The 20800-nt window shown below is 57.0% G+C and carries 18 protein-coding genes and 1 tRNA gene; 14 read left to right on the top strand and 5 right to left on the bottom strand.

Annotated features, from left to right (window positions below; all coding sequences use genetic code 11):
* Positions 1–8 precede the first annotated feature (8 nt).
* Positions 9–1640: a DUF262 domain-containing protein gene (locus QTL96_RS08845; protein ID WP_289727467.1), complete on the bottom strand. Its 1632-nt coding sequence runs from the start codon at positions 1638–1640 to the stop codon at positions 9–11.
* A gap of 405 nt (positions 1641–2045) precedes the next feature.
* Between QTL96_RS08845 and QTL96_RS08840 the strand changes: the two genes are divergently transcribed.
* Positions 2046–2158, top strand: a tRNA-Ser gene (locus tag QTL96_RS08840).
* A 276-nt stretch (positions 2159–2434) separates the two neighbouring features.
* On the opposite strand, the gene QTL96_RS08835 is transcribed toward QTL96_RS08840, so the two are convergent.
* A complete protein-coding gene (locus QTL96_RS08835) occupies positions 2435–2674 on the bottom strand; it encodes a helix-turn-helix transcriptional regulator (RefSeq protein ID WP_289727466.1) in 240 nt (79 codons plus the stop codon).
* An 81-nt stretch (positions 2675–2755) separates the two neighbouring features.
* On the opposite strand from QTL96_RS08835, the gene QTL96_RS08830 reads away from it, so the two are divergent.
* The gene (locus tag QTL96_RS08830; protein WP_112942918.1) at positions 2756–3643 is read left to right on the top strand and encodes a LysR family transcriptional regulator; all 888 of its coding nucleotides are present in this window, start codon (positions 2756–2758) and stop codon (positions 3641–3643) included.
* 218 nt (positions 3644–3861) lie between these two features.
* Here QTL96_RS08830 and purU read toward each other — a convergent pair whose 3' ends face one another.
* Entirely contained in the window at positions 3862–4746 is an 885-nt protein-coding gene (purU, locus tag QTL96_RS08825) for a formyltetrahydrofolate deformylase (RefSeq protein WP_132671177.1), read from the bottom strand.
* Between the two features lie 62 nt (positions 4747–4808).
* Complete coding sequence (locus QTL96_RS08820; RefSeq protein WP_289727465.1) at positions 4809–6035, bottom strand: FAD-dependent oxidoreductase; 1227 nt, start codon at positions 6033–6035, stop codon at positions 4809–4811.
* A gap of 402 nt (positions 6036–6437) precedes the next feature.
* Between QTL96_RS08820 and QTL96_RS08815 the strand changes: the two genes are divergently transcribed.
* The 7 genes from QTL96_RS08815 to QTL96_RS08785 all read left to right on the top strand — a co-directional run bounded on the left by QTL96_RS08815 (position 6438) and on the right by QTL96_RS08785 (position 14166).
* Positions 6438–8054 (top strand): extracellular solute-binding protein, encoded by a 1617-nt coding sequence (locus QTL96_RS08815; RefSeq protein ID WP_289727464.1) that lies wholly within the window; start codon positions 6438–6440, stop codon positions 8052–8054.
* Between the two features lie 162 nt (positions 8055–8216).
* Positions 8217–8984, top strand: a complete 768-nt coding sequence (locus tag QTL96_RS08810; RefSeq protein WP_289727463.1) for a carbohydrate ABC transporter permease — start codon at positions 8217–8219, stop codon at positions 8982–8984.
* Complete coding sequence (locus tag QTL96_RS08805) at positions 8981–9937, top strand: sugar ABC transporter permease (RefSeq protein ID WP_289727462.1); 957 nt, start codon at positions 8981–8983, stop codon at positions 9935–9937. The genes QTL96_RS08810 and QTL96_RS08805 overlap by 4 nt, the downstream gene beginning before the upstream one ends.
* Positions 9934–11040 carry an ABC transporter ATP-binding protein gene (locus QTL96_RS08800; RefSeq protein ID WP_289727461.1) on the top strand — a complete coding sequence of 369 codons (1107 nt, stop codon included), beginning with the start codon at positions 9934–9936 and terminating at the stop codon, positions 11038–11040. The genes QTL96_RS08805 and QTL96_RS08800 overlap by 4 nt, the downstream gene beginning before the upstream one ends.
* Positions 11040–12110 (top strand): ABC transporter ATP-binding protein, encoded by a 1071-nt coding sequence (locus QTL96_RS08795; protein ID WP_289727460.1) that lies wholly within the window; start codon positions 11040–11042, stop codon positions 12108–12110. Before QTL96_RS08800 ends, QTL96_RS08795 begins: the two co-directional genes overlap by 1 nt.
* A 24-nt stretch (positions 12111–12134) precedes the next feature.
* On the top strand, positions 12135–13229 hold the full coding sequence (locus QTL96_RS08790; RefSeq protein ID WP_289727459.1) for a Gfo/Idh/MocA family oxidoreductase: 1095 nt from the start codon (positions 12135–12137) through the stop codon (positions 13227–13229).
* A 22-nt stretch (positions 13230–13251) separates the two neighbouring features.
* Positions 13252–14166: a sugar phosphate isomerase/epimerase gene (locus tag QTL96_RS08785; RefSeq protein WP_289727458.1), complete on the top strand. Its 915-nt coding sequence runs from the start codon at positions 13252–13254 to the stop codon at positions 14164–14166.
* A gap of 179 nt (positions 14167–14345) precedes the next feature.
* Here the strand turns inward: QTL96_RS08785 and QTL96_RS08780 are convergent, their stop codons facing one another.
* A complete protein-coding gene (locus tag QTL96_RS08780) occupies positions 14346–15368 on the bottom strand; it encodes a LacI family DNA-binding transcriptional regulator (protein ID WP_289727457.1) in 1023 nt (340 codons plus the stop codon).
* A gap of 318 nt (positions 15369–15686) precedes the next feature.
* Here QTL96_RS08780 and QTL96_RS08775 point away from each other — a divergent pair, with 318 nt between their 5' ends.
* Genes QTL96_RS08775 through QTL96_RS08755 form a run of 5 tightly spaced genes read left to right on the top strand, consistent with a single transcriptional unit; the run spans position 15687 to position 20792 of the window.
* Positions 15687–16625, top strand: a complete 939-nt coding sequence (locus QTL96_RS08775; RefSeq protein WP_112821830.1) for a substrate-binding domain-containing protein — start codon at positions 15687–15689, stop codon at positions 16623–16625.
* Between the two features lie 42 nt (positions 16626–16667).
* Positions 16668–17672 carry an ABC transporter permease gene (locus tag QTL96_RS08770; RefSeq protein WP_289727456.1) on the top strand — a complete coding sequence of 335 codons (1005 nt, stop codon included), beginning with the start codon at positions 16668–16670 and terminating at the stop codon, positions 17670–17672.
* A 1-nt stretch (position 17673) separates the two neighbouring features.
* Positions 17674–18453 (top strand): ATP-binding cassette domain-containing protein, encoded by a 780-nt coding sequence (locus QTL96_RS08765; RefSeq protein WP_289727455.1) that lies wholly within the window; start codon positions 17674–17676, stop codon positions 18451–18453.
* 13 nt (positions 18454–18466) lie between these two features.
* The gene (locus QTL96_RS08760; RefSeq protein ID WP_289727454.1) at positions 18467–19675 is read left to right on the top strand and encodes an aldose 1-epimerase family protein; all 1209 of its coding nucleotides are present in this window, start codon (positions 18467–18469) and stop codon (positions 19673–19675) included.
* Positions 19676–19682: 7 nt separating this feature from the next.
* Positions 19683–20792: a fatty acid desaturase family protein gene (locus tag QTL96_RS08755; RefSeq protein ID WP_289727453.1), complete on the top strand. Its 1110-nt coding sequence runs from the start codon at positions 19683–19685 to the stop codon at positions 20790–20792.
* Positions 20793–20800 lie beyond the last annotated feature (8 nt).

Genomic DNA, 20800 nt, shown 5'->3' with positions numbered 1-20800 from the left:
CCATTGCATCATCCAATCGCCCAAATGGTCATTGCCTTAGATATTAGGTCGTCGTGGCGCGTTCCGACCTCTTCTGAAGTCCAATGGTTTTTGCCTAGGATTTGTTTTGTCGTATCGAATGATACAATTTTATTTTTCTCTGCGTATATTTGTTTCTTTTTGTCGAATGCGAAATATTGCGCTTTGTAGTTTTTTGTCCCTGCCAATAAAGCTAGATTTCCTAACCGGTGAAGCCAAGAACGATGCTGATCCTCCGTAAATCTTTCAATCCAATAGGAGTCCTTTAGTGCCTGCGGAAGGACGTGCTCAATAGTGATTTTGCCGCGATAAGTCTTTGTAACGGATTCATCTTGATCAGCTTCTTCCAATCGCATGAGCACGGCGTGCGCGAACGGCCTGCCATAGACTTCACCGTCGAGCAGCGTTTTGAACTCGACATCATTGGAACTGGCTTGAATTATGGCTACAACTTCGTCGGCGTTTTTGCCGTCTCGTATGGCGTTTATCAGTTGGAAATAAACAGTCAGCCGCGCGGTGAACGCAAGCCGACGGATCCAGTTCTGATACGTTATTTTCTCGAGAAGGATGATAAATTCACCCTCTGTCATTCCTGCAACTGGCTGATTGAGAAATGCCAGGAGCGGCGGAATCCACTCCTCGAACGCGACGCGATGGAGTGAGCGAAGCGATCTCAAAGCCGAGCTGTCGTCGAAGCTAGCTTGAAGAATTCTGACATAATTCTTGGCAGAAGCCGTTATTCCTTCAAGAAAAAGGAAGGGATCTGGGCTTTTTTCGATGAGCGGCTCGAATTCTTCGTGGAGCGATTTTCGTGACTTTATCGCGACGAAGGACGAGCGGTGATGCGCAAAGAACTGATCCAACCGGTCAATACCAATGGTTTCTTCGAGTTCAAGCCAGCGCTCTTCAAGTTCATCACTTCTCCGGCCTTCTATCAGGCGGGCAAAAAGCAAGTTCTTTATCAGGTCAGCATTAGAAAGTGGCATGCCTCGAGCATTGAGAACATTGAACAATCGGTAGGCCGACTTTGTTGATTGTGTCGCCACCAAAACGACAAATACCTTGTCAAGAAGATAGTCCTTGAACGCTTGAATCGTCAGCTCATCTTTATTTTCACAAAAACGGTCAATCGCCTCAATGTTCTCAAGGATGTTGAGCTTTGGTTTGTCCTGCGCTTTTTCGATCTCGCGTCGAAGGCTCACGCTCACCGGCTGGTTATCTAGCACATGTTTTAGATAGAATGCTTGATCGCGATTGCGCAGAGTTAGCCTTGGTTTGCTCTCGTCGTTCTTGTTTTTCTTGGGGAGCCGGACGCGTGCTTCAAGATCCACCATGGCGTAAGGATCACTTATCCTGCCACGGAGTTTTGCAAATATTAAATTGAGCGTCGTAAGCCGTTGCTGCCCATCAACTACGTCGTAGAGCGCATCCTTCGCCCGTTCAATCGTAATCAGCGATCCGATAAAATACTCTTCGTCGCCAGCCTGATAAGCCTCCCAGACATCATCAAGGAGCTGCTCAACGTTTCCCTTTTCCCAGGAATAAGGTCGCTGATATGGCGGTATCTCGTATCGGATTTGCTCGGTAAGTATCTGCGAGATGGTCCGCTCGGAAGCTTCCATTGTGTTGCCTCAATTTACTAACCATGGATGAGCACTGACAAATTGCGCCGAATCAGCCTCAGAAAACACACTAGGCTAGGCTAAGGAGATAATGAAGCGGCATCACTAGGTTGAGGAGAGTGAAACACCTCTGTTTACCCTGCCCGTGCATCTGGAAGAAACTGAACATGTCCCGATTTCTCGATATGGCAAAAACGGGGGGAGGCGAAGCGCTGTGTCAGCAGCGACTGGCACAGAGGTTCTCTATGTTAGCTCTGTGGCTAACGACCATAAATTACGGCGACAGATTCTGGAGGGTACGCCTCGGCCGCACTGGCGACGCCGGAGGCACAAATTGCCAGCCCGATTTTTCGCCGCTATGAGACAGCCCGCGCTGACCAACGCGTCATCATGCTCAAGCGAGAGGTTGCTGAGTGGTCGAAAGCACCGCACTCGAAATGCGGCATACGCGCAACCCTATCGATGGCACAGGTACAGTTCACCAAGGTCAGCGAGCTTGTCTCCCATGCCGAGGGCCACCTGATCCATCCTCAGCTACTGAAGAGGCTGTTGTTCTTGTCCCTGACTTGCTGCGCCCCTGACCGAGTACGAACAATTGGCAGGGGGACCTTAGTGATGTCTGTCGACCATGAGACTTTGCTAGGCTGGTCGAAGCGGTTCAAACTTACCGCCATGCGCGACCAACTCGATTCCTTGCTCGATAAAGCGGCGCGCCAGGGCATACGGTAGTCAGCAACCGCCACGTTATCGTTGTCTCTCAATCTTGGTGCCTCGTTAGGACACGCTCACGAGCCTCAATGCTCTTGCCTTTTGGGGATGCCCGCACCCTCGGGTATCACTAGTTCGACGTGGCTTACACCTAGTGCCTGTGCCAGTTCGTAAAGCGTAATTATTGTCGGATTGCGAAGCCCTCTCTCGAGTCCGCTCAGGTATTGCTGGCTATAACCTGAGCGCAATTCGACATCCTCCTGCGTCAGGCCCCTTTCCCGACGAAGGCGAGCAAAATTGCGACCGACAAGTTTCCGCATATCCATGCGTGAAACTCGCAGTTTACATACTTTATGTTTATCAACTATAGTATGTAAATAAACGTAGCGCTGCGAGGGTCAGGGCCAATGGAACTGCGCCAACTATCTCTATTTCGAGCAGTGGCTGAAGAGCTTCACTTTGGTCGGGCTGCGATCAAGATGAATATTGCTCAGCCGGCGCTCAGCAATCATGTCATGGCGCTGGAGAGGGAATTGGGCTGTCCGTTGTTCATCCGGTCGACACGACGGGTTGAGCTGACGCGGGCAGGGGAGACCTTCTATGACCGCGCCGTCCGGATCCTCAGCGAGATGGAGCTGACGACCGAGCTGACACGCGCCGCAGGCGGCAGTCGCATCCGCCAGATCAAGATCGGTACCGTCTATCCAGCCACCATGGGCATGCTACCCCTGTTCCTTGGCAAGATCGCCCGCAAGTTTCCCGATGTCCGCATCCATATCGCTTCAGGCAACACCGGAGACATCATCCGCGGGTTGGAGACGGGGCAATTGAACCTTGGCTTCATCAGGCCGGTGGAAAACATCGGGTCACTCCGCTTCTTCTCGGTTGCCCATGAACGCTATCTGCTGGCTGTTGCCGAGAGCAATCCTCTGGCTTCGCTCAACGAGATCTCGATCGAGGACCTGCGCGATCAGAAGATCATTGCCTTCAACCGGCAAAACCTCTCCTTCACCGAACGGTACTTCAATGAGAAGTTTGAGGAATACGACCTGACCAAAAACGTCGCCTATAGCTGTGACGACACCTATTCGCTGGTTTCACTCGTCTCTGCCGGTCTTGGGATCGGTTTCGCACCGGAATGGACGACCGATATCCCGAACCGGAGCTTCGTGCTCAAGAAGGTGAGGGGGATCGACTTCAAGATCGGGCTTGGCATTGCCTGGTCGAAGGAGGATCCCACAGCGTCCCGCGATGATATCGTCGAGATCGCGAAATCGATGGTCCGGCGCGGGTGATACTCGTTCTAATGGGCCGCCAATTCGGTCTTGACGTGGGGCGACCCGGCGTCGAGGCCAAACAGTTCATTGAACTATGACGCTGATCCTTCGCCTTTGCAGCTTCCTCGCGCAGACGTTCGGCAAACTCTGCAAGAAGCGTCACGCGCATGGGTTATTTGCCCGCATTGGCGCGCGTTCGAACTTCACGGCTCCACCGTTGAACGGGACTGTATTCGTTAGCCCATCCGCTCGGACGCAAACGAGCCGGGGCTCGCGGGAAAGACGATTGTCCTGTTGCCGTTGATGAAGGCACGGTGGTGAATGTGGGCGTGAATGGCGCGCGCAAGCACCTGGCTTTCGACATCGCGGCCTATCGAGACGTAATCCTCGGCAGATTGGGCATGCGTGATACGGGCAACATCCTGTTCAATGATCGGGCCTTCATCGAGATCCGCGGTCACGTAGTGGGCCGTTGCACCGATCAACTTCACCCCGCGCTCATAAGCCTGCTTATAGGGATTGGCCCCCTTGAAGCTTGGAAGAAACGAGTGGTGGATGTTGATGATGCGTCCAGACATCTTCTTGCACATGGCGTCCGACAGTACCTGCATGTAGCGTGCCAGCACGACGAGCTCCGTTCCGCTCTGCTCGATGAGATCGAGAAGCTGTGTTTCAGCCTGTTGCTTGTTCTCTTTGGTCACTTTGATGTGGTGGAACGGAATGTCATGGTTCACCACAACCTTCTGATAGTCGAAGTGGTTCGAGACGACCCCTACAAGGTCGATCGGCAATGCGCCAATCTTCCACCGGTATAGAAGGTCGTTCAGGCAGTGCCCGAAGCGCGACACCATGAGAAGCACCTTCATGCGCTTATCTGCGTCATGCAGAGCAAATTCCAGCCCGAGCCTGGAGGCTAGCGGCCCGAAGCCATCGATGAGCTGGTCCTGAGATACACCTTGCTCTGAAATAAAGCTGATGCGCATGAAGAATTGCCCGGTTCCGAGATCATCGAACTGGGAGGAATCGGTAATGTTGCACCCTTGGTCGGCGAGATAATTGGCGATTGCCGCGACAATGCCGCGTGTCGACGTGCACGATACGGTCAAGACATAGCTTTTCATGGATGTTTTCGGCCTTATGGGAATGGAAGGGGGAGAGGAGGGGACCGTTAATAAGTTGCGGTTCACGCAGCCAGAAGCGACTTCAATCGCGTAGATGGAGAGGCAAGCTCTTCGCGCTTTGGATGGACTCTTGCTGCGATGAGCATCTCGCACAGACGGATGTCCCGTCCAATCGCATTACCTCGCCCGATCCCGCTCGCTGCCACCAGCCTTCCGTCGGAACCAAGGTGAAACAGAAGAAATGAACCGTCTGAATGCTCGCGCCGCACCGTTTCGACGGCCAGGCCAGGAAGGCCGGCAATTTGCAGCGTGAGGTCGTATTGATCCGACCAGAACCAGGGTACCCCTTCGTAAGGTGTCGCAATCCCAAGCATGTTGGCCGCAGCAATAATCCCTTGATCCTGAGCGCAGCGCCAGGATTCCAGACGCACTCGGCTACCGTCATACGTCTGAAGTGGAAATGAACAGCAATCGCCAGCTGCAAAGATGTCAGTATCCGACGTCCGCATGAAGTGATCGACAGCAATACCGTTTTCGATCGCAAGACCGGCAGCCGCGGCGATCTCGATATTGGGAATGGCTCCGATACCGACAACCGCGAGATCTGCAACAATGGCACTGCCATCGGCGAGCTCTATTTGAACGCCGTCACCGTCTTCACCGATCGACGAGATTCCCGCCTGCAACAGCACCTCGACCCCTTCTAGCCGATGGCGTTCCTCGATGACGGATGCAATTTCGGCTGGCACAGCGCGCGCCAGAAGGCGTGGCATGCTCTCGATAATCGTTACCGACGTCTGGAGTTTGCGCGCCATTGCGGCAAGCTCGAGCCCGATAAAACCTCCACCAATGATCGCCAGCCTGCGACCTGGCCCAATGCCGTCACGGATTTTCAGGGCGTCGTCGAACGAACGCAGGGTCAGAACCTTCGTCAGATTTTCAGTGCCAGGCAGCAGTCGCGGTCGCGCACCAACAGCCAGGAGAAGCTTGTCGTAAGTCAGATGGCGACCATCGCTCAGTGTGACGACATGGCCAACAGGATCGATGGTCGTCACGTCAACGCCGCCCAGGTGATCGATGCCGGCGACACGGTAACTTTTTTCGTCGGCAACGTGCTGGATTGACAGCGATCCATCATCTACATGCTTGGACAAGGGAGGGCGATCATAAGGGGCGTGCCGCTCACTTCCGATAAGGACGACCTTTCCCTCATAGCCACGTTCCCTCACGGCGAAGGCTGCGCGCGCACCGCACAATCCTGCGCCGGCGATGATGATCGTTCCTGTCATTTTCGTCCTCTGTCATCTTTTGGGATAGAATTCGCGACGCGCGCCTGGTTCTACAGGCGCGCATGGCGATCAGGCGCGACACATCAGACCCCGCGCGGCTGCCGCGCACTCTGGCGCTTCATATTCAAGTCTCTCGACCAGATCGCAACGCCAATACGACATCTCACTGCCACGCGCCCGCACAAAAATGATTGGTTTTGATGTGTTCGAGCAGATAGAACTAACTGGCATCAGCAATTTCTCTTTTCGGTATCCAGCCCAAGACCCGCGGTGAAGCGGCGCCAGTCCGGCCAGATGACCAACCTTTGGGATGATTGGAAATGATGTTGACATCAATCCGATGACGCGTCAATAATCATCAAAATCGACGGAGGAGGAACCGTCGATGGGGAGGAACACCAAATGTCAGATTTTATGCGCATGTCGCGACGCGACCTGCTGAGCACCAGTGGCCGTGCCTTGGCCTTGACTGCAGCCGCGGGTATTGCACCCCAGTTCATCCGGCCTGGCCGCGCTTATGCCGCCGACGCACTCGCGCCAGGCATGATCGGCGGCCCTACAGGTTTTGACGGCGCCGAGCGCTATCAATATGGACCCGATACGCCGGAAGGGCGCGCAATCGAAGCCGTCAAAGCACTGAAGGGGTCCGGCAAGGCGCCGACCAAGATTGTGCTCGGTCTATCGGATGGCTCGATCGGGCAACTGACAAAGCCCTTCCCTGCAGGCGCTCCTTCCATCAAGGATCTGTGGGAAAAGGAGACAGGCATCGTTCTTGACGTGGTCGGCGTACCAAACGGCCAGGAATTCACCAAGACGATGCAGGATATCTCCACCAAGGGCGGCGCCTTCGACATCTATGCGGTCGAGTGGAACCGTCTCGGCGATCTCGCAGAAACCGGCGGCATCATCAAAATGGACGACTTCGTCGCCCAGTACAAACCGGAATGGGACGACCCGCAGCGCGGGTACGTCAATGGCAAGGCCGGCGTATCCCTGCTTAACCAGTATCGCGGATCGACTTACGGCGTATCGCTCGATGGAGACTTCCAGACGTGGAACTATCGTACGGATCTGTTCAACGACGAAGTCGAAAAGAAGGCATTTGCCGACAAGCACGGCTATGCACTCGCGCCACCGCGCACCTTCAAGCAACTGGACGAGATCGCGGCCTTCTTCCATCGGCCGGACAAGGGTCTTTTTGGTTGCACCGATCTTCGAAACCAGGGATGGGGCTATACCAACTGGTATCAGCGCTTCACCTCGATGGCGTCGCCGAACCAGTATCTCTTCAGTGATGATGGCAAGCCGCTGATCAACTCGGATGCCGGCTATCAGGCAACGCAGGAATATGTGGGCGCACTGGCCTATCATTCGCCGGATGCCGTCTCCTGGGGTTGGCCGGAGCAATACGGCAACTTTGCGAGCGGCGGGGCGGCCATGACATGCGCCTTTTCCAATCTGCCGAAATTCCTAGACAACAAGGCCAATGAAGGCTCGAAGATCACCGGCAAGATCGGCTCAATGCTGCCGCCCGGTCGCGAAATCGATGGGCACCTGGTACGTCGTTCCGTCCTATGGCTCAATCTGTCGGCTTCGATCTCGTCACAAAGCAAGAACCCGGAGATCTGTTATCTGCTCTTGCAGTGGCTCGGTTCAAGCCGGATCTATTCCTGGATGACGGCAAATCCGGGCGGCTATTTCGATCCGTTCCAGCTAGCCAACTTCGCTGATCCGCTGGTTCGCGATACCTACCACGCCTATCACATGGACGTCGTGCGTGAGACCGTCAGCCGTGTCGTCCCTTCGATCAACTATCCCGGTGCAACGGCCTTCCACAGCGCACTCGACGAGAACCTTGTCGCAGCGCTCACCAAGGCCAAGACCGTCCAGCAAGCGATGGCCGACACCGAAAAACAATGGACGCGCATTGCGCGCCGCGTTGGCGAAGACAAGCTCGTTGAAGCCATCAAGACCAACAAGCAGGCCTGGCCGACCTTGCTGGATCCGCTGGAAAGCTGACGACCAGACGCTGGATGTGCGGGCGAATATGCCCGCACACCCAATCACCCTGTCTCGATCGTGATTGTCATGAACCGTTCGCTACCTTTTGAAATCTTCCGATACTGCACAATCCTTGCAGCGCTCGCAGTCACGCTCGTGCCGACCGTATGGATGGCCTCTATGGCGTTCAAGCCGATTGCCGAGTGGTCGGCCAGCGGCGCAGATCTGACATGGTGGCCAAGGAACCCGACGCTCGACAATTTCCGCTTCATCTTCGGCACCTCGACAACGGACCTCATCGTCGCCCTGGATCGCACTGCCGCCAAGCCAATTGTCGCGTCCCTGCTGTCTGCGATCTTCGGAACCCTGATTGCCATGGTGTGCGGCACCTCGGCCGCCTACGGACTGTCGCGCTTCGGATCCGGGCAGAACCTTCCACTCGCGCTCATCCAGCTCCGGCTCTTTCCGCCCATGGCCGTTATGATCCCGGTTATGATCATGTGGGCGTTTTTTAGCATGATCGATACCTGGTGGGGTCTTTCTCTGATCTACGGTATCGTCACGCTGCCCTTCGCATTCTGGCTGATGAAGACGTTCTTCGACGACATGCCGCGGGAGATTGAGGATGCAGCACTCGTCGAGGGCTGCACTCGGATGCGGGTCTTCATGAAGATCACGCTACCGATGATGCGTCCGGCGCTTGCCAGCTCAGCGCTCTTCGTCTTCATCCTGAACTGGTCTGACTATCTCATTTCGCTGCTTCTTACGACGCGCGAATGGGTGACCATTCCCGTCTACATGGCTTCACTCTCGTCTTCGATGACGGGGCAACTCTACGGCGCCAAGGCCGCCCTTGGCCTGATCGCCGCCGTTCCGCCCGTCGTCATGGGGATCGCCATCCAGCGCCATCTCGTTCGCGGGCTGACCTTTGGAGCTCTCAAGCAATGAGTGCCGTTGCAACCGAAAAGAAGCTGCCCATCGCAGCGCCAGAGACATCCGACACTGCGCCCGAGGCACGTAAGCTGGGGCTCCTTTTGACGCTGCCAGCGCAAGTACTCGTCCTGTTTATCGCGCTTTTTCCGCTGCTTATGCAGCTCTATATAAGCATGACAGATTGGTCTCCGCTCGATGGCGTCGGCTGGTGGCAAGCCTGGCAGTCCTGGAACAGCTTTGCAAACTATACCGATCTTGCCGTCGACGGTCGCTTCTGGAGCGCGCTCGGGCGAACTGCGCTGATCATGGCCATCTGCGTGCCCGTCGAATTCCTGCTCGGCCTCGGCCTTGCCATCCTGTTTATCGACGACTTTGTCGGAAAGCGGCTGTTCTACTCCATCATGCTGATCCCGATGATGGTCGTGCCGGCTGTGGCGGGCTACATGTTCTTCATGCTGTTTCAGTCGGGCGGACCGATCAACAACATCCTGTCGACATTGACAGGAACACCGATCACGCTTGCCTGGCTATCAAGCCCGACGACTGCACTGATCGCGGTGATGGTGGCCGATATCTGGCAATGGACGCCGCTGATGTTTCTCATCCTGCTTGCGGGTCTCGTCGGCGTTCCCGAAGACCAAATGCGTGCGGCGACCCTGCTCGGCGCCTCCTGGGCCCAGCGTTTCCGAACGATCGTATTGCCGAAGATGAAGACGATCATCATCATCGCCCTTGCGATCCGCGTCATCGAGAACTTCAAGATCTTTGATACGCTCTACATCATGACCGGCGGCGGCCCCGGTGTCGCGACAGAAACCATCTCGGTCTACATCTACAAGGTCACGCAGCAGGATCTGATCTGGGGTTATGTCGCTGCCATCGCCCTTGCGATCCTCCTTGTCCTTTCGATCCTCGTTGCCTTCGCCATCGGGCGAATGAACGCTGCCAGGAAGGAGCGCGTTGCGTGACCACCATTCACCTTAACAATCTCGTCAAACGCTTCGGGACATTCACCGCTCTCAAGGAAATGGAGCTCGAGGTTCACGACGGCGAGTTCATGGCGCTGCTTGGGCCATCCGGTTGCGGCAAGTCGACGACGATGAACATGATTGCCGGCATGGAAAACCCGTCGCAAGGACGCATCCTCTTCGACGGCAAGGACATGAACGGCGTGGCCATGGGCCGGCGTGGCGTCGGCTTCGTCTTCCAGAACTATGCGATCTTCACCCACATGAGCGTCTACGACAATCTGGCCTATGGGCTGAAGGTGCGCGGCGTCGCTGCAGCTGAAACACACCGGCGCGTCTTGGCAATGGCAGATTTCCTGCAACTGACGCCTTTCCTGAAGCAGCCGTCGGCAAAGCTGTCGGTGAATATTCTCCAGCGACTGGCGATCGGCCGCTCGGCGATCGTCGAGCCGGCGATCTTTCTTCTCGACGAACCCTTGTCGAATGTCGACGCCGCATTCCGCGCCGTCATGCGAACCGAGCTCAAGCACCTGCAGCGCCAGTTCCGGCAAACGATGGTCTACGTCACCCACGATCAACTGGAAGCCATGACCATGGCCGACCGGATCGCCGTGATGGATCACGGCGTGCTTCAGCAGGTTGGCACACCGCTTCAGGTCTATGACGATCCGATCAATCTCTTCGTCGCCGATTTTATCGGAGCGCCCGGCATGAACCGCCTAAAGGGCACCCTCGCACAGGCAGATCGCGGGCTGCTGATCGATCTTGGTCCATTGGGCGTGAGCGCACCGCTCCTTGCCGAAGTGGCCGAAGGCGCTCGGCGCGCCGGCGTCACGCAGGTCATCTATGGATTTCGCCCGGAGCGCGTCTCACTTGCCGACCAGGGCGGTATTCCCATGGAGGTCACTTTCGTCGAACGCATCGGCGCGCGCACCATCGTGCATCTCGGCCGCGGTCAAGTCGCGGTCAAGGCCGTTCTCGACAACAATGTCGGCCTGTCTGCCGGAGCGGTGGTCCATGTCGTCGTCGAACCGGACGCCGTGCGGCTCTTTGACGCCGCAAGTGGCGTCGCAATACGACCCGCAACTCCAAAGGTGCGTTGATGGCCGGCATATCCTTTCGAAATGTCTCCAAGTCCTACGGCAAGACAGTTGCGGTCAAAAACGTGTCTTTCGACATCAGGCCCGGAGAGTTCTTCTGTTTCTTCGGCCCACCGCTTTCGGGAAAATCGACGATCCTCAAGCTCATCCTCGGGCTCGAAAGACCCGATGAGGGAGAGGTGCTGATCGGTGGAAAGCCGGTCAACGACATCTCGCCGGCCGCCCGCAACGTCGCCATGGTGTTTCAGAACCTGGCGCTTTTCCCGCACATGAGCGCCGGTGACAATGTCCGTTTCCCGCTGGTTGAACGCAAGGTACCCGAGACGAAGATCGCAGCGCGTGTCGAGGCTGTGGCGGCCAAGCTGCACATTGCGCATCTCCTTCACAAGCCGCCGGCACAGTTGTCGGGCGGCGAGCGTCAGCGCGTCGCTATCGCCAGAGCACTGGTACGCGACCCGGTCGCCTATCTAATGGACGACCCGATTTCTGCGCTCGATGCCAGGCTTCGCGAGGAGACGCGCGTCGAACTGAAGCGCATCCAGGGGGAACTCGGCCAGACGCTGATCTATGTGACCCACGATCAGGAAGAAGCAATGTCGGTCGCCGATCGGATGGCAATCATGGAAAACGGTCGGATCCGGCAGATCGGCTCCCCGGTCGAAATCTATGACAGGCCGGCCAGCGAGTACGTTGCGCGCTTGCTTGGCGCGCCGGTCATGAACATCATGGCGGCCGAACTCAATGGCAATCCTGGTGGGGGCCAGCACATTGCACATGGAACGATTGGAATATCGCAGGAGGCCTTGCCGAAGACGGTAACGGCTGTCGGTATCAGGCCGGAGGACCTCAAGGTCGAAGCTTGGTCGGATGGTCGTCACGGCAAGCCCGCGCGCGTGTTCGAAGTCGAACCGCTTGGAGGCTATACGGTCGTGACGATCGACACGGGCAACCAGAAGCTCAGGGCCCTGATGCGCGGTCAGCCGCGGGTTACGCCAGACAGCGCCGTCGCATTGAGTTGCGATCCGGCAAAAATGCACTTCTTCGGTCCGGCGGGTGAGGCGCTGGCCCGATAAACGAAAAGAAAATTGGGAGGAAACATGTCAGACACAAATGGGTTCACCCCGGATCCGCCGATCCGTTCCCGTGACTATCGCATCGGCTGCATCGGGGCCGGCATGATCATGGCGGAGTGTCATCTCGCCGCATATCGCCAAGCCGGCTTCCCGGTCGTTGCCATCGCATCGCGGACGCGGTCGAAGGCAGAGGCTGTGGCCAGACGCTGGGACATTGCGACAGTCCATGACACCCCCGAGGCACTGATTGCCGACGAGACTGTCGACATCGTCGATCTTGCCTTCCCCCCGGACCAGCAGCCAGCCCTGATCCGCAAGGCGCTTCAGGCCCCACACATAAAGGCAATTCTGGCACAAAAGCCGCTCGCACTTTCGCTCGAAGAAGCGATTGCGCTTAGAGACGAAGCAGCACGGGCAGGCAAGATCCTCTCGGTCAATCAGAACATGCGCTATGACCAGTCGATGCGCGTCCTCAAGCAGATCCTAGATCGCGGCGATCTCGGCGATGTCGTGATGGCGACGATCGAGATGCGCGCCATCCCCCATTGGCAGGGTTTTCTGGAAGGTTATGACCGGCTCACCCTCGCCAATATGAGCGTGCACCACCTTGACGTTCTGCGCTTCTTACTCGGTGAGCCCGAGGAAATCACGACCGTCTCGCGTGTGGACCCGAGAACCGCCTTCGCTCACAAAGACGGCATCACCGTCTCGACGATGAAGTTTCCGGGCAATGTGCTGGCCGTGTCGATGGAAGACGTCTGGGCGGGGCCACGCGAAGAGGGGTTCGATAGCGACAACTACATCAAATGGCGCGTGGAGGGCACTGCCGGTGTCGCTCAAGGCACGATCGGCTGGCCTCATGGCAAGCCATCGACCCTCACTTACGCATCGAAAACTGCAACCGGCGGCAAATGGGTGACGCCAAGCTGGGATACGATGTGGTTCCCACAGGCCTTCATTGGCGTGATGGAGCAGTTGCAATATGCGATCAAAAGCGGCGAGGCACCGGCCTTGTCGGTTGCCGACAATGTCAGGACCATGGCGCTGGTGGAGGCCGGCTACAGGTCCATGGCAAATGGCCGCGCCGTCAAACTCACCGAAATCTCAATCCAGTCATAGATTCCAAGGGAGGAACAAAATCATGATGCAGACAGGTATATTCACCGGCTATTTCCCCTATGGTCTCGACGAGACCGCCGCCAAGATCCGCACACTTGGTTTCAATACCGTCCAGCTCGACGTGCATTTCAAGGACATCGACGTCTCTGCGGGCCAGATCACCAAGGAAAAGTGCATTCGCATCCGAGAGACGTTTCGCGACCACAATCTGCCGATATCCTGCATTTCCGGCTACACCAATATCATTCATCCCGACAAGGCAGAGCGCGAACGTCGTGTTGGCTATCTCAAGGAGATCATCCGTCACGCCCAGTATCTCGGTACGCCCTATGTGATCTCGGAGACGGGCACATTCAACACGGAATCGGACTGGGTCCACCATCCCAAGAACAAGACGGAAGAGGGCTTCGAGGAGTGCCGCAAGGTGGTCGCTGATCTGGCGCAGTACGCCTATGATCACGGCGCGATGTTCCTGCTCGAAACCTATGTGAACAACGTCGTCGGCTCGGTCGAGGAAACTGTCAGGATGTTCGCGCAGGTTGACCACCCGGGCCTCGGCCTCCTGATGGATCCGACAAACTACTTCGAGACCCACAATATCGACCGCATGGATGCGATCTTGAACCAGGTGTTCGACACGCTCTCCGACAAGATCAAGATCGGGCATGCCAAGGACGTCAAGCGCTCCGGCGACGACAAGAGCGAAAAGCACGCCGATATCGGCGACGAGAACGCCTCCGAGAGCCACACATTCCGCGGTGTCGGTGAAATTGAGCTGCCGGCGCCAGGTCTCGGCTCGATGAATTACGACCTCTATCTCAAGCGTCTAGCGCAAAAGCACCCCAACATCGCGATGATCATTGAACACCTCGATGAGCCCGACGTGCCGCGCGCCAAGAAGTTCCTCGATGGGAAACTGCGCGCACAGGGCCTTTGAGGACAAGGCGCGCGCCGCCGAGGGCAGCGCGCGCTACCCAATCGACCTCTTGAGATCGCAGCGCATCGCTGCTTTCGGCCTGGATATCTTTGACAAGTTGATGGTCGTGGCAATGCCACGGCCATATCTGCGCCTCGCGGCTGCATCAGTGCGCGAACGGAATTTGCCGGCGTCTGCGATCAAAATTCCGGGATGTTTTCCTTGAAGATCACCTGCAGTCGTGGTGGATGACCCTCATAGGGCAGGCCACGCACGGCATGGGTAAGGATATTGAGCGTTTCACGCGCCTCGACCCTCGGGTTCTGGTCAATGGCTGCGTCCATGGTACCGTCGAGGAGCAATGGCTTGGTGTCTTCGGTAGCATCATGACCGACAAAGACGATCGAAGACTGAAGATTGCGGTCTTTCAGAGCCTTGCCTATCCCCATGCTTCCAGCGCCGACATTATAGATACCAGCGAGATCCGGGTGTTTTTCCAACAGGGCAGCCGCCTCCGAATATGCCCGATCCTGATCATCCAGCATCTCCCTGATCTCGACGATCTCGATGGACTGGAATTCCTCTTTCAGGATGTGGCGGAAACCCATCTCACGCTCCTCGTGCCCGCGATAGGAAAGCGAGCCTGCCAAAAGCGCTACCTTGGCATTCGGACGTGCCCCGATGAAGCGGCTCAGGAGATAGCCGGCGAGGCGGCCCGCCGCTCTGTTGTCGATACCGATATAGGCGGTACGGGGCACATGCGAGATATCGGAAACAACGGTCGCAACCTTGACGCCACTTGCAGCCAGCGATCGGATCGCCTCGCGCACAGTCGGATGATCGAGCGCGATGACGCCCACGCCGTCCGTCCGGCCTTCGAGCTCTCTTAGCGTGCGCGCCAGTGAATCGGGGCTGAAACCTTCGATCATCATAACCGAAACATCGAGCTCCGGACGGGCTGCTGCGAGGATTTCTATCTGTCGGCGAAATGTCGATATGAACGCATTGCTGCCGGCCGGCAAAGCAAAATGCAGCCTGATCCGGCCCGGGTTGACTGCGACAGGGCCGCTGTCGATCTCGGCGGAATAATCAAGCTTTTGCGCAGCCGCAAGAACGACCTGCTTGGTGCGCAGCTTCACGCCGGGCCGGTTGTTAAGAACCCTATCGACTGTCGCCGGGGAAACGCCGGCTTCGCGCGCAATGTCTAAGATGGTGGACCGCAACCGTGGACCTTCTGATCGCTGCGGCCTCGGTGAAAGGCCATGTTGATGCGAATTGATGCAATGCTCCATTCAATTGGCCACAAAGCGTCTGCTGTCAAGTGATGATGTGACGCCGGATTCACTGAATGATGCTTTATGATTTGTTTTGATGTTGACATGAACTCAAACCATCTTTATTCCTCAGAACAGACATCGCCGCGGGGAGGCGTCGGTGTCCTTTCCCTAGCGGCGAGAAAAAGCTGCAAGGAAACGTCACTCGAAGATTGAGCCGAAGGATTGCGATCCGGCCCTGAGATCGGCCGGCCGGGAGGATTGGTCATGAGATTTAACACCACGCTCGCCATTGCCGCTGGCATTGCGCTTACGCTCACAGGCCCTGCAGTGCAGGCGGCCGACAGCCAGAAGACTTTCTACCTGCTTTCGCACGGCGGTCCGTCAGACGCCTTCTGGCTCGACTGGAACGCCGGTGCCCAAAAGGCGTGCGACCAGTTGAAGGTCACTTGCAAGATCTCGTTCAGCGGTGGCGACATGGCCTCTCAAAAGGAGGCGTTTCGCTCTGCGATTGCCGCCAAGGCCGACGGTATAGCCACGACATCGGCGCAGCCGGGCCTGTGGACCGGAGAGGTCAAGGACGCACGTGCGGCCAATATTCCCGTCGTCTTCTTCAACACCGACGACACATCGACCAACCGCCAGGCCTATGTCGGCGCCGATCTAAAGGCGGCCGGCGTGATGTGGGCCCAGTACCTGGTCGACAAGAAAGCAGTCAAGAAGGGCGACAAGGTCTTCCTTCCCGTCGAGGTCCCCGGCGCTAGCTACCAGCAGTTGGAAACGGAAGGCATCGCCAGCGTCTTCGATCCGCTTGGCATCCAGTACGATGTCGTCGATTGCGGCACAGATCCAGCCGGCATCATCGCGAAGATGAGCGACTACATGCTCGCAAACAATCCACCAGCTATCATCGCGCTAGGGGATTCGGTTGCTGCAAGCGTCAAGCAGGTCTTTGATAGTGCGGGCCTAGCACCTGGCAAAGTCCCGGTCGTAGGCTGGGGCAATTCGAAGGCAACGGCCGAAGCGGTCAAGGCCGGCTATGTCAACGCCGCCGCCTGGCAGTTTCCATCTGCCCAAGGCTTCATGCCCGTCTCGCTCCTGTCACTGGCGGCTTCGGGCGAACCAATCGGCTACGATATCCATACGTTCAGCCTCTACGACGCCACTAGCGTCGACCCGATCCTCAAGCTCTACGACAAGAAGTGAGCTGCAGGCACAAAGACAGTCTGGCGATTGCGAGCGCGTAACATGACGATGCTGACATCAGTGACGACAACCAGGGCAAGGGGACTGCCTGTTATCGGCCGGTCCCCTGAAATTGCCTCGCTCATCATTCTCATCGTGGTGCTGGTGGCCTTTGCGATTGCCGACGGAAACTTTCTGTCGCCTCTCAACCTGTCCAACATGCTGGCCTTCCTGCCCGAACTTGGCATCATTGCTCTGGCAATGACGTTATTGCTGACGGCAGGCGAGTTCGATCTCTCAGTGGGTGCCGTCTTCGCACTTGCCCCTGTTCTCGTGACCCTGCTCGTACAAAATGCAGATTGGGGTATCGGGTTCTCGCTTCTTGCCGGCCTCTTGCTCTGCGTCCTCGTCGGCGCAATCAACGGGCTGATCGTCACCAAGGTCAGGATTTCGTCCTTCCTCGTGACGCTGTCGATGCTGCTGATCGTCCGCGGTATCGCGCTTTACATCACCCAGGGCTTTCCCCTGAAGTCATGGGACCAACCTGGCATCTTCGTGACGCTTCTCGCCGGTGATTTTGCCATCGGACCCTTCCGGCTCTATGTATCACTCTTGTGGTTCATAGCGCTTGCCCTGGCTGCGACCTACGTGTTGCGCTTTTCGAAACTTGGCAACTGGATCTCGGCCATCGGCTCAAACCGCAATGCTGCAATTGCCCGTGGCGTGCCGGCTGACAGCGTCAAAATCTGGCTGTTCATCCTGACGTCTGTCCTGGCGGGCCTCGCAGGCATGATCAGTGCCTTTCGCATCTCAGCTGCGTCACCGGTTGCGGGAACCGGCTACGAGCTGGAGGTCATTGCGATGGTCGTTGTCGGCGGCACCGCACTGACCGGCGGGCGTGGCACCATCCTTGGGACAGTGGTCGGCGTCGTGATGCTGCGCGCCATCCGCAATGGCATTGTGTTGATCGGCGTGCCTGGCCTTGCATACAACATTTTTGTCGGCGGCATCATCCTCGTCATGCTCGTCTTGCACGCGCTGCTGCAAAAGACGGTCGCAAGGAGCTGAAATGGTGGAAGTCCTTCGACTGGAAAACCTGCAAAAGTCCTTTGGCAATGTTCGCGCCTTGCGCAACGCCTCTTTCACATTGAACGAGGGCGAAGTCGTTGCGCTGCTCGGCGACAATGGCGCCGGCAAGTCGACCCTGATCAAGGCCATTTCCGGCATCCACCCCGCCGACGGCGGCAACATCTTTGTCGGTGGCCACAAGGTGTCGGTGAAGTCGCCCCGGGACGCCATGGATCTCGGGATCGAGACAATCCACCAAGATACCTCGCTTGCGCCAGACCTGAGTATCGCGCGCAACCTGTTCTTAGGCCGCGAACCGACGACACTTTCCTTTCTTGGCGTCTTCGCCCCGATGGATTTCGCAAGACTGCGCGAAGCCGCATCCACACTCTTGAAGCGGGTCGGCATCTCCAAGAAACTTGATGCTGATGCAGCCGTCAACACACTGTCTGGAGGCGAAAGACAGTCCATCGCCATTTCGCGCGCCATGCAATTCGCCGCAAAGGTCATCATCCTCGACGAGCCCACCAACAATCTGGGCGTCGAAGAAACGCACGGCGTATTGCGTTTCGTAAAAGACATGCGTCAAGCGGGCCATTCCGTCCTGTTCATCACACACAATATCCATCACGTCTTCCAGGTGGCCGATCGGATTGTCGTCATGCGGCGCGGTGAGGTGGTGGCCGAGATGAGCGTTGCCCAGACGGATCTCCTGACGGTGGAAAGCCTTATCATGGGCGTCGACAAATCGGCCTTTGCGGGCGAAGCGGCGCTACATTGAGGGTGGATCGACCATGGTAGAACTGTTCGGTCACACGCTAACTCAACGCCAACTTGCCGAGCGGGCGGGTTGCCTCTCGCAGGTCGCCGGCGTCAGATTGATGACGCTTTCCGACGGCGTCGAGCGCGGTGTGCGTATGCTCGACTTTCGCACGGGAAGCGGATTGCGCTTCACAGTCCTCGTCGATCGGGCGATGGACATCGGTGACTGTGACTACAAGGGGCTTGGCATTGCCTGGAATTCGCCAACGGGATTTAGAAACCCGGCCCTCCATGAGTACGAGGGTGAGGGGGGGCTGGCATGGGCGCGGTCATTTTCAGGATTGCTGGTCACCTGCGGCCTAGATCATATTCTTGGCCCGGAAGAAGTCCCTGCTGACCACTTCAATTATCCGGGCAAGCGAACCATTCACCACTCGCTCCATGGCCGGATCGGCAATATCCCAGCCCGCCTGGTCGGCTATGGTGAACGTTGGATCGATAACCGTTGTGTCCTGTGGGCTGAAGGCGTCGTCCAGCAGGCAGCCGTGTTTGGAGAAAATCTGCATCTCGTTCGCAGGATAGAAGCCGACGTCGGCGGTAACGAAATCAGGGTGACCGACCGGGTTATCAACCAAGGTTTCATGCCAACGCCTCACATGCTCTTCTACCACATCAATGTCAGCTATCCGTTGCTTGATGCCGGCACACGGTACCTGGCGCCAATCGAAGACGTGGTCTGGGCGTCGCATGCGGGGAAAGATCTTCGCAGACAGGATGCCGGGTATCGAACAGCTGTCGCCCCGCAGCCCCAATTTCGTGAACAGGTCTGGCAGCACTCCATGACCGCAGACGAAGCTGGACGTGTGCCTGTCGCCGTCCTCAATGATCGATTGAAGCTGGGTTTGGAGATCGAGACAATCAAGGAGCAACTTCCCTGCGCTTACGTCTGGCAAAACTTCCAGGCCGGCCAGTACGCCCTTGGCATCGAGCCTTCGACCAATCACGTGCGCGGAGAAAATTTTGCGCGAGAGCGTGGAGAAATTCTCTGGCTCTCGCATGGTGACGAGCGAGCGTACGACCTGACCTTCCGGATACTCGACGGTGCAGGCGCATTCGATGATGCAGCCCACAGGATTACCTCCCTTGCAGCAGCCCCGGACGATGAGTTCCCAGAGCCATCCAATGTTTTTCCCAAGCTTGCGCGGCCCGCCAACGCCGCGTCGAGCGCCTGGTCGAGGTGATGTCGCAATGACAGATAAACAGCAAGAAAAGATCATGATGAAGCGCGATTACAGTCTTGTCGGAGAAAGCACGAAGCGAGCAATCGAGATCGGGCTGGCCTCGGCGGACTGGTATCATACAGACGTACCGCGAAAAACCATGAAGGAGCTAATGCAACGCTCCGATCTACCGGCCATTCGCGACACGCTTATCTGGTTCGCTGCATTCGCTGTCTCGGCAGCGGGCGCGATCTATTTTTGGCCAACCTGGTTCTGCATTCCCTTCCTGTTCGTCTACGGTGTTCTTTACGGATCGTCATCGGACTCGCGCTGGCATGAATGCGGCCATGGTACCGCCTTTAAGACCCGTTGGATGAACGATGTCATCTACCAGATCGCAAGCTTCATGCTGATGCGCAATCCGGTGACCTGGCGTTGGAGCCATGCGCGTCATCACACCGATACAACCATTGTCGGGCGCGATGCGGAAATTGCCGTCATGCGCCCGCCCGACCTGATCCGGGTGATCGTCAATTTCTTCGGTATTCTCGATGCCTGCTACTCGATGATCGCACTTATTCGAAACAGCCTCGGGACAGTGACACCAGAAGAAAAGACATTCGTGCCGGAAAGCGAATGGCCGAAGGTCGTTTTTGCTGCCCGCATTCACATTGCGATTTACGTTGCAGCGATCGCTCTTAGCCTGCTCATTGGCTCGTTCCTGCCTTTGATGCTCATTGGACTACCGCGTCTTTATGGCTGCTGGCACATGGTGTTGACCGGGCTGCTGCAACATATTGGGCTTGCCGACAACGTCATCGACCACAGGCTGAACACGCGCACCGTCTACATGAACCCGATCAGCCGGTTCATCTACTGGAACATGAACTATCATGTCGAACATCATATGTTTCCGATGGTGCCATTCCACGCTTTGCCGCGACTGCATGCCCTGATCAAGCACGATCTACCCGAACCCAACCCTTCGATGTGGCACGCCTACAGGGAAGTTTTCCCGGTATTGATCCGGCAGCTGCGAAATGAGGATTACTTCCTCAAGCGCGAACTGCCTCCGACGGCGCGGCCCTACAAGGACGAATTTCATCATCTAGACGGTGCGACGAGCGCTGCGGAATAAGGAAGTGA

It is taken from the genome of Rhizobium sp. S163, assembly GCF_030380805.1.
In the GTDB taxonomy this organism is placed as follows: domain Bacteria; phylum Pseudomonadota; class Alphaproteobacteria; order Rhizobiales; family Rhizobiaceae; genus Rhizobium.
Note: the sequence above shows the minus strand (reverse complement) of the source record. Positions and strands in the feature narration are given on the sequence as shown.

Bases quoted from the DNA above. Each gene is read 5' to 3' on its own strand.
- QTL96_RS08775 (WP_112821830.1), top strand. From the start codon at position 15,687: ATGAGATTTAACACCACGCTCGCCATTGCCGCTGGCATTGCGCTTACG.
- QTL96_RS08820 (WP_289727465.1), bottom strand. From the start codon at position 6,035: ATGACAGGAACGATCATCATCGCCGGCGCAGGATTGTGCGGTGCGCGC.
- QTL96_RS08790 (WP_289727459.1), top strand. From the start codon at position 12,135: ATGTCAGACACAAATGGGTTCACCCCGGATCCGCCGATCCGTTCCCGT.
- QTL96_RS08815 (WP_289727464.1), top strand. From the start codon at position 6,438: ATGTCAGATTTTATGCGCATGTCGCGACGCGACCTGCTGAGCACCAGT.
- QTL96_RS08770 (WP_289727456.1), top strand. From the start codon at position 16,668: ATGACGATGCTGACATCAGTGACGACAACCAGGGCAAGGGGACTGCCT.
- QTL96_RS08785 (WP_289727458.1), top strand. From the start codon at position 13,252: ATGATGCAGACAGGTATATTCACCGGCTATTTCCCCTATGGTCTCGAC.
- purU (WP_132671177.1), bottom strand. From the start codon at position 4,746: ATGAAAAGCTATGTCTTGACCGTATCGTGCACGTCGACACGCGGCATT.
- QTL96_RS08760 (WP_289727454.1), top strand. From the start codon at position 18,467: ATGGTAGAACTGTTCGGTCACACGCTAACTCAACGCCAACTTGCCGAG.
- QTL96_RS08835 (WP_289727466.1), bottom strand. From the start codon at position 2,674: ATGGATATGCGGAAACTTGTCGGTCGCAATTTTGCTCGCCTTCGTCGG.
- QTL96_RS08755 (WP_289727453.1), top strand. From the start codon at position 19,683: ATGACAGATAAACAGCAAGAAAAGATCATGATGAAGCGCGATTACAGT.
- QTL96_RS08810 (WP_289727463.1), top strand. From the start codon at position 8,217: ATGGCGTTCAAGCCGATTGCCGAGTGGTCGGCCAGCGGCGCAGATCTG.
- QTL96_RS08795 (WP_289727460.1), top strand. From the start codon at position 11,040: ATGGCCGGCATATCCTTTCGAAATGTCTCCAAGTCCTACGGCAAGACA.
- QTL96_RS08765 (WP_289727455.1), top strand. From the start codon at position 17,674: ATGGTGGAAGTCCTTCGACTGGAAAACCTGCAAAAGTCCTTTGGCAAT.
- QTL96_RS08845 (WP_289727467.1), bottom strand. From the start codon at position 1,640: ATGGAAGCTTCCGAGCGGACCATCTCGCAGATACTTACCGAGCAAATC.
- QTL96_RS08830 (WP_112942918.1), top strand. From the start codon at position 2,756: ATGGAACTGCGCCAACTATCTCTATTTCGAGCAGTGGCTGAAGAGCTT.
- QTL96_RS08805 (WP_289727462.1), top strand. From the start codon at position 8,981: ATGAGTGCCGTTGCAACCGAAAAGAAGCTGCCCATCGCAGCGCCAGAG.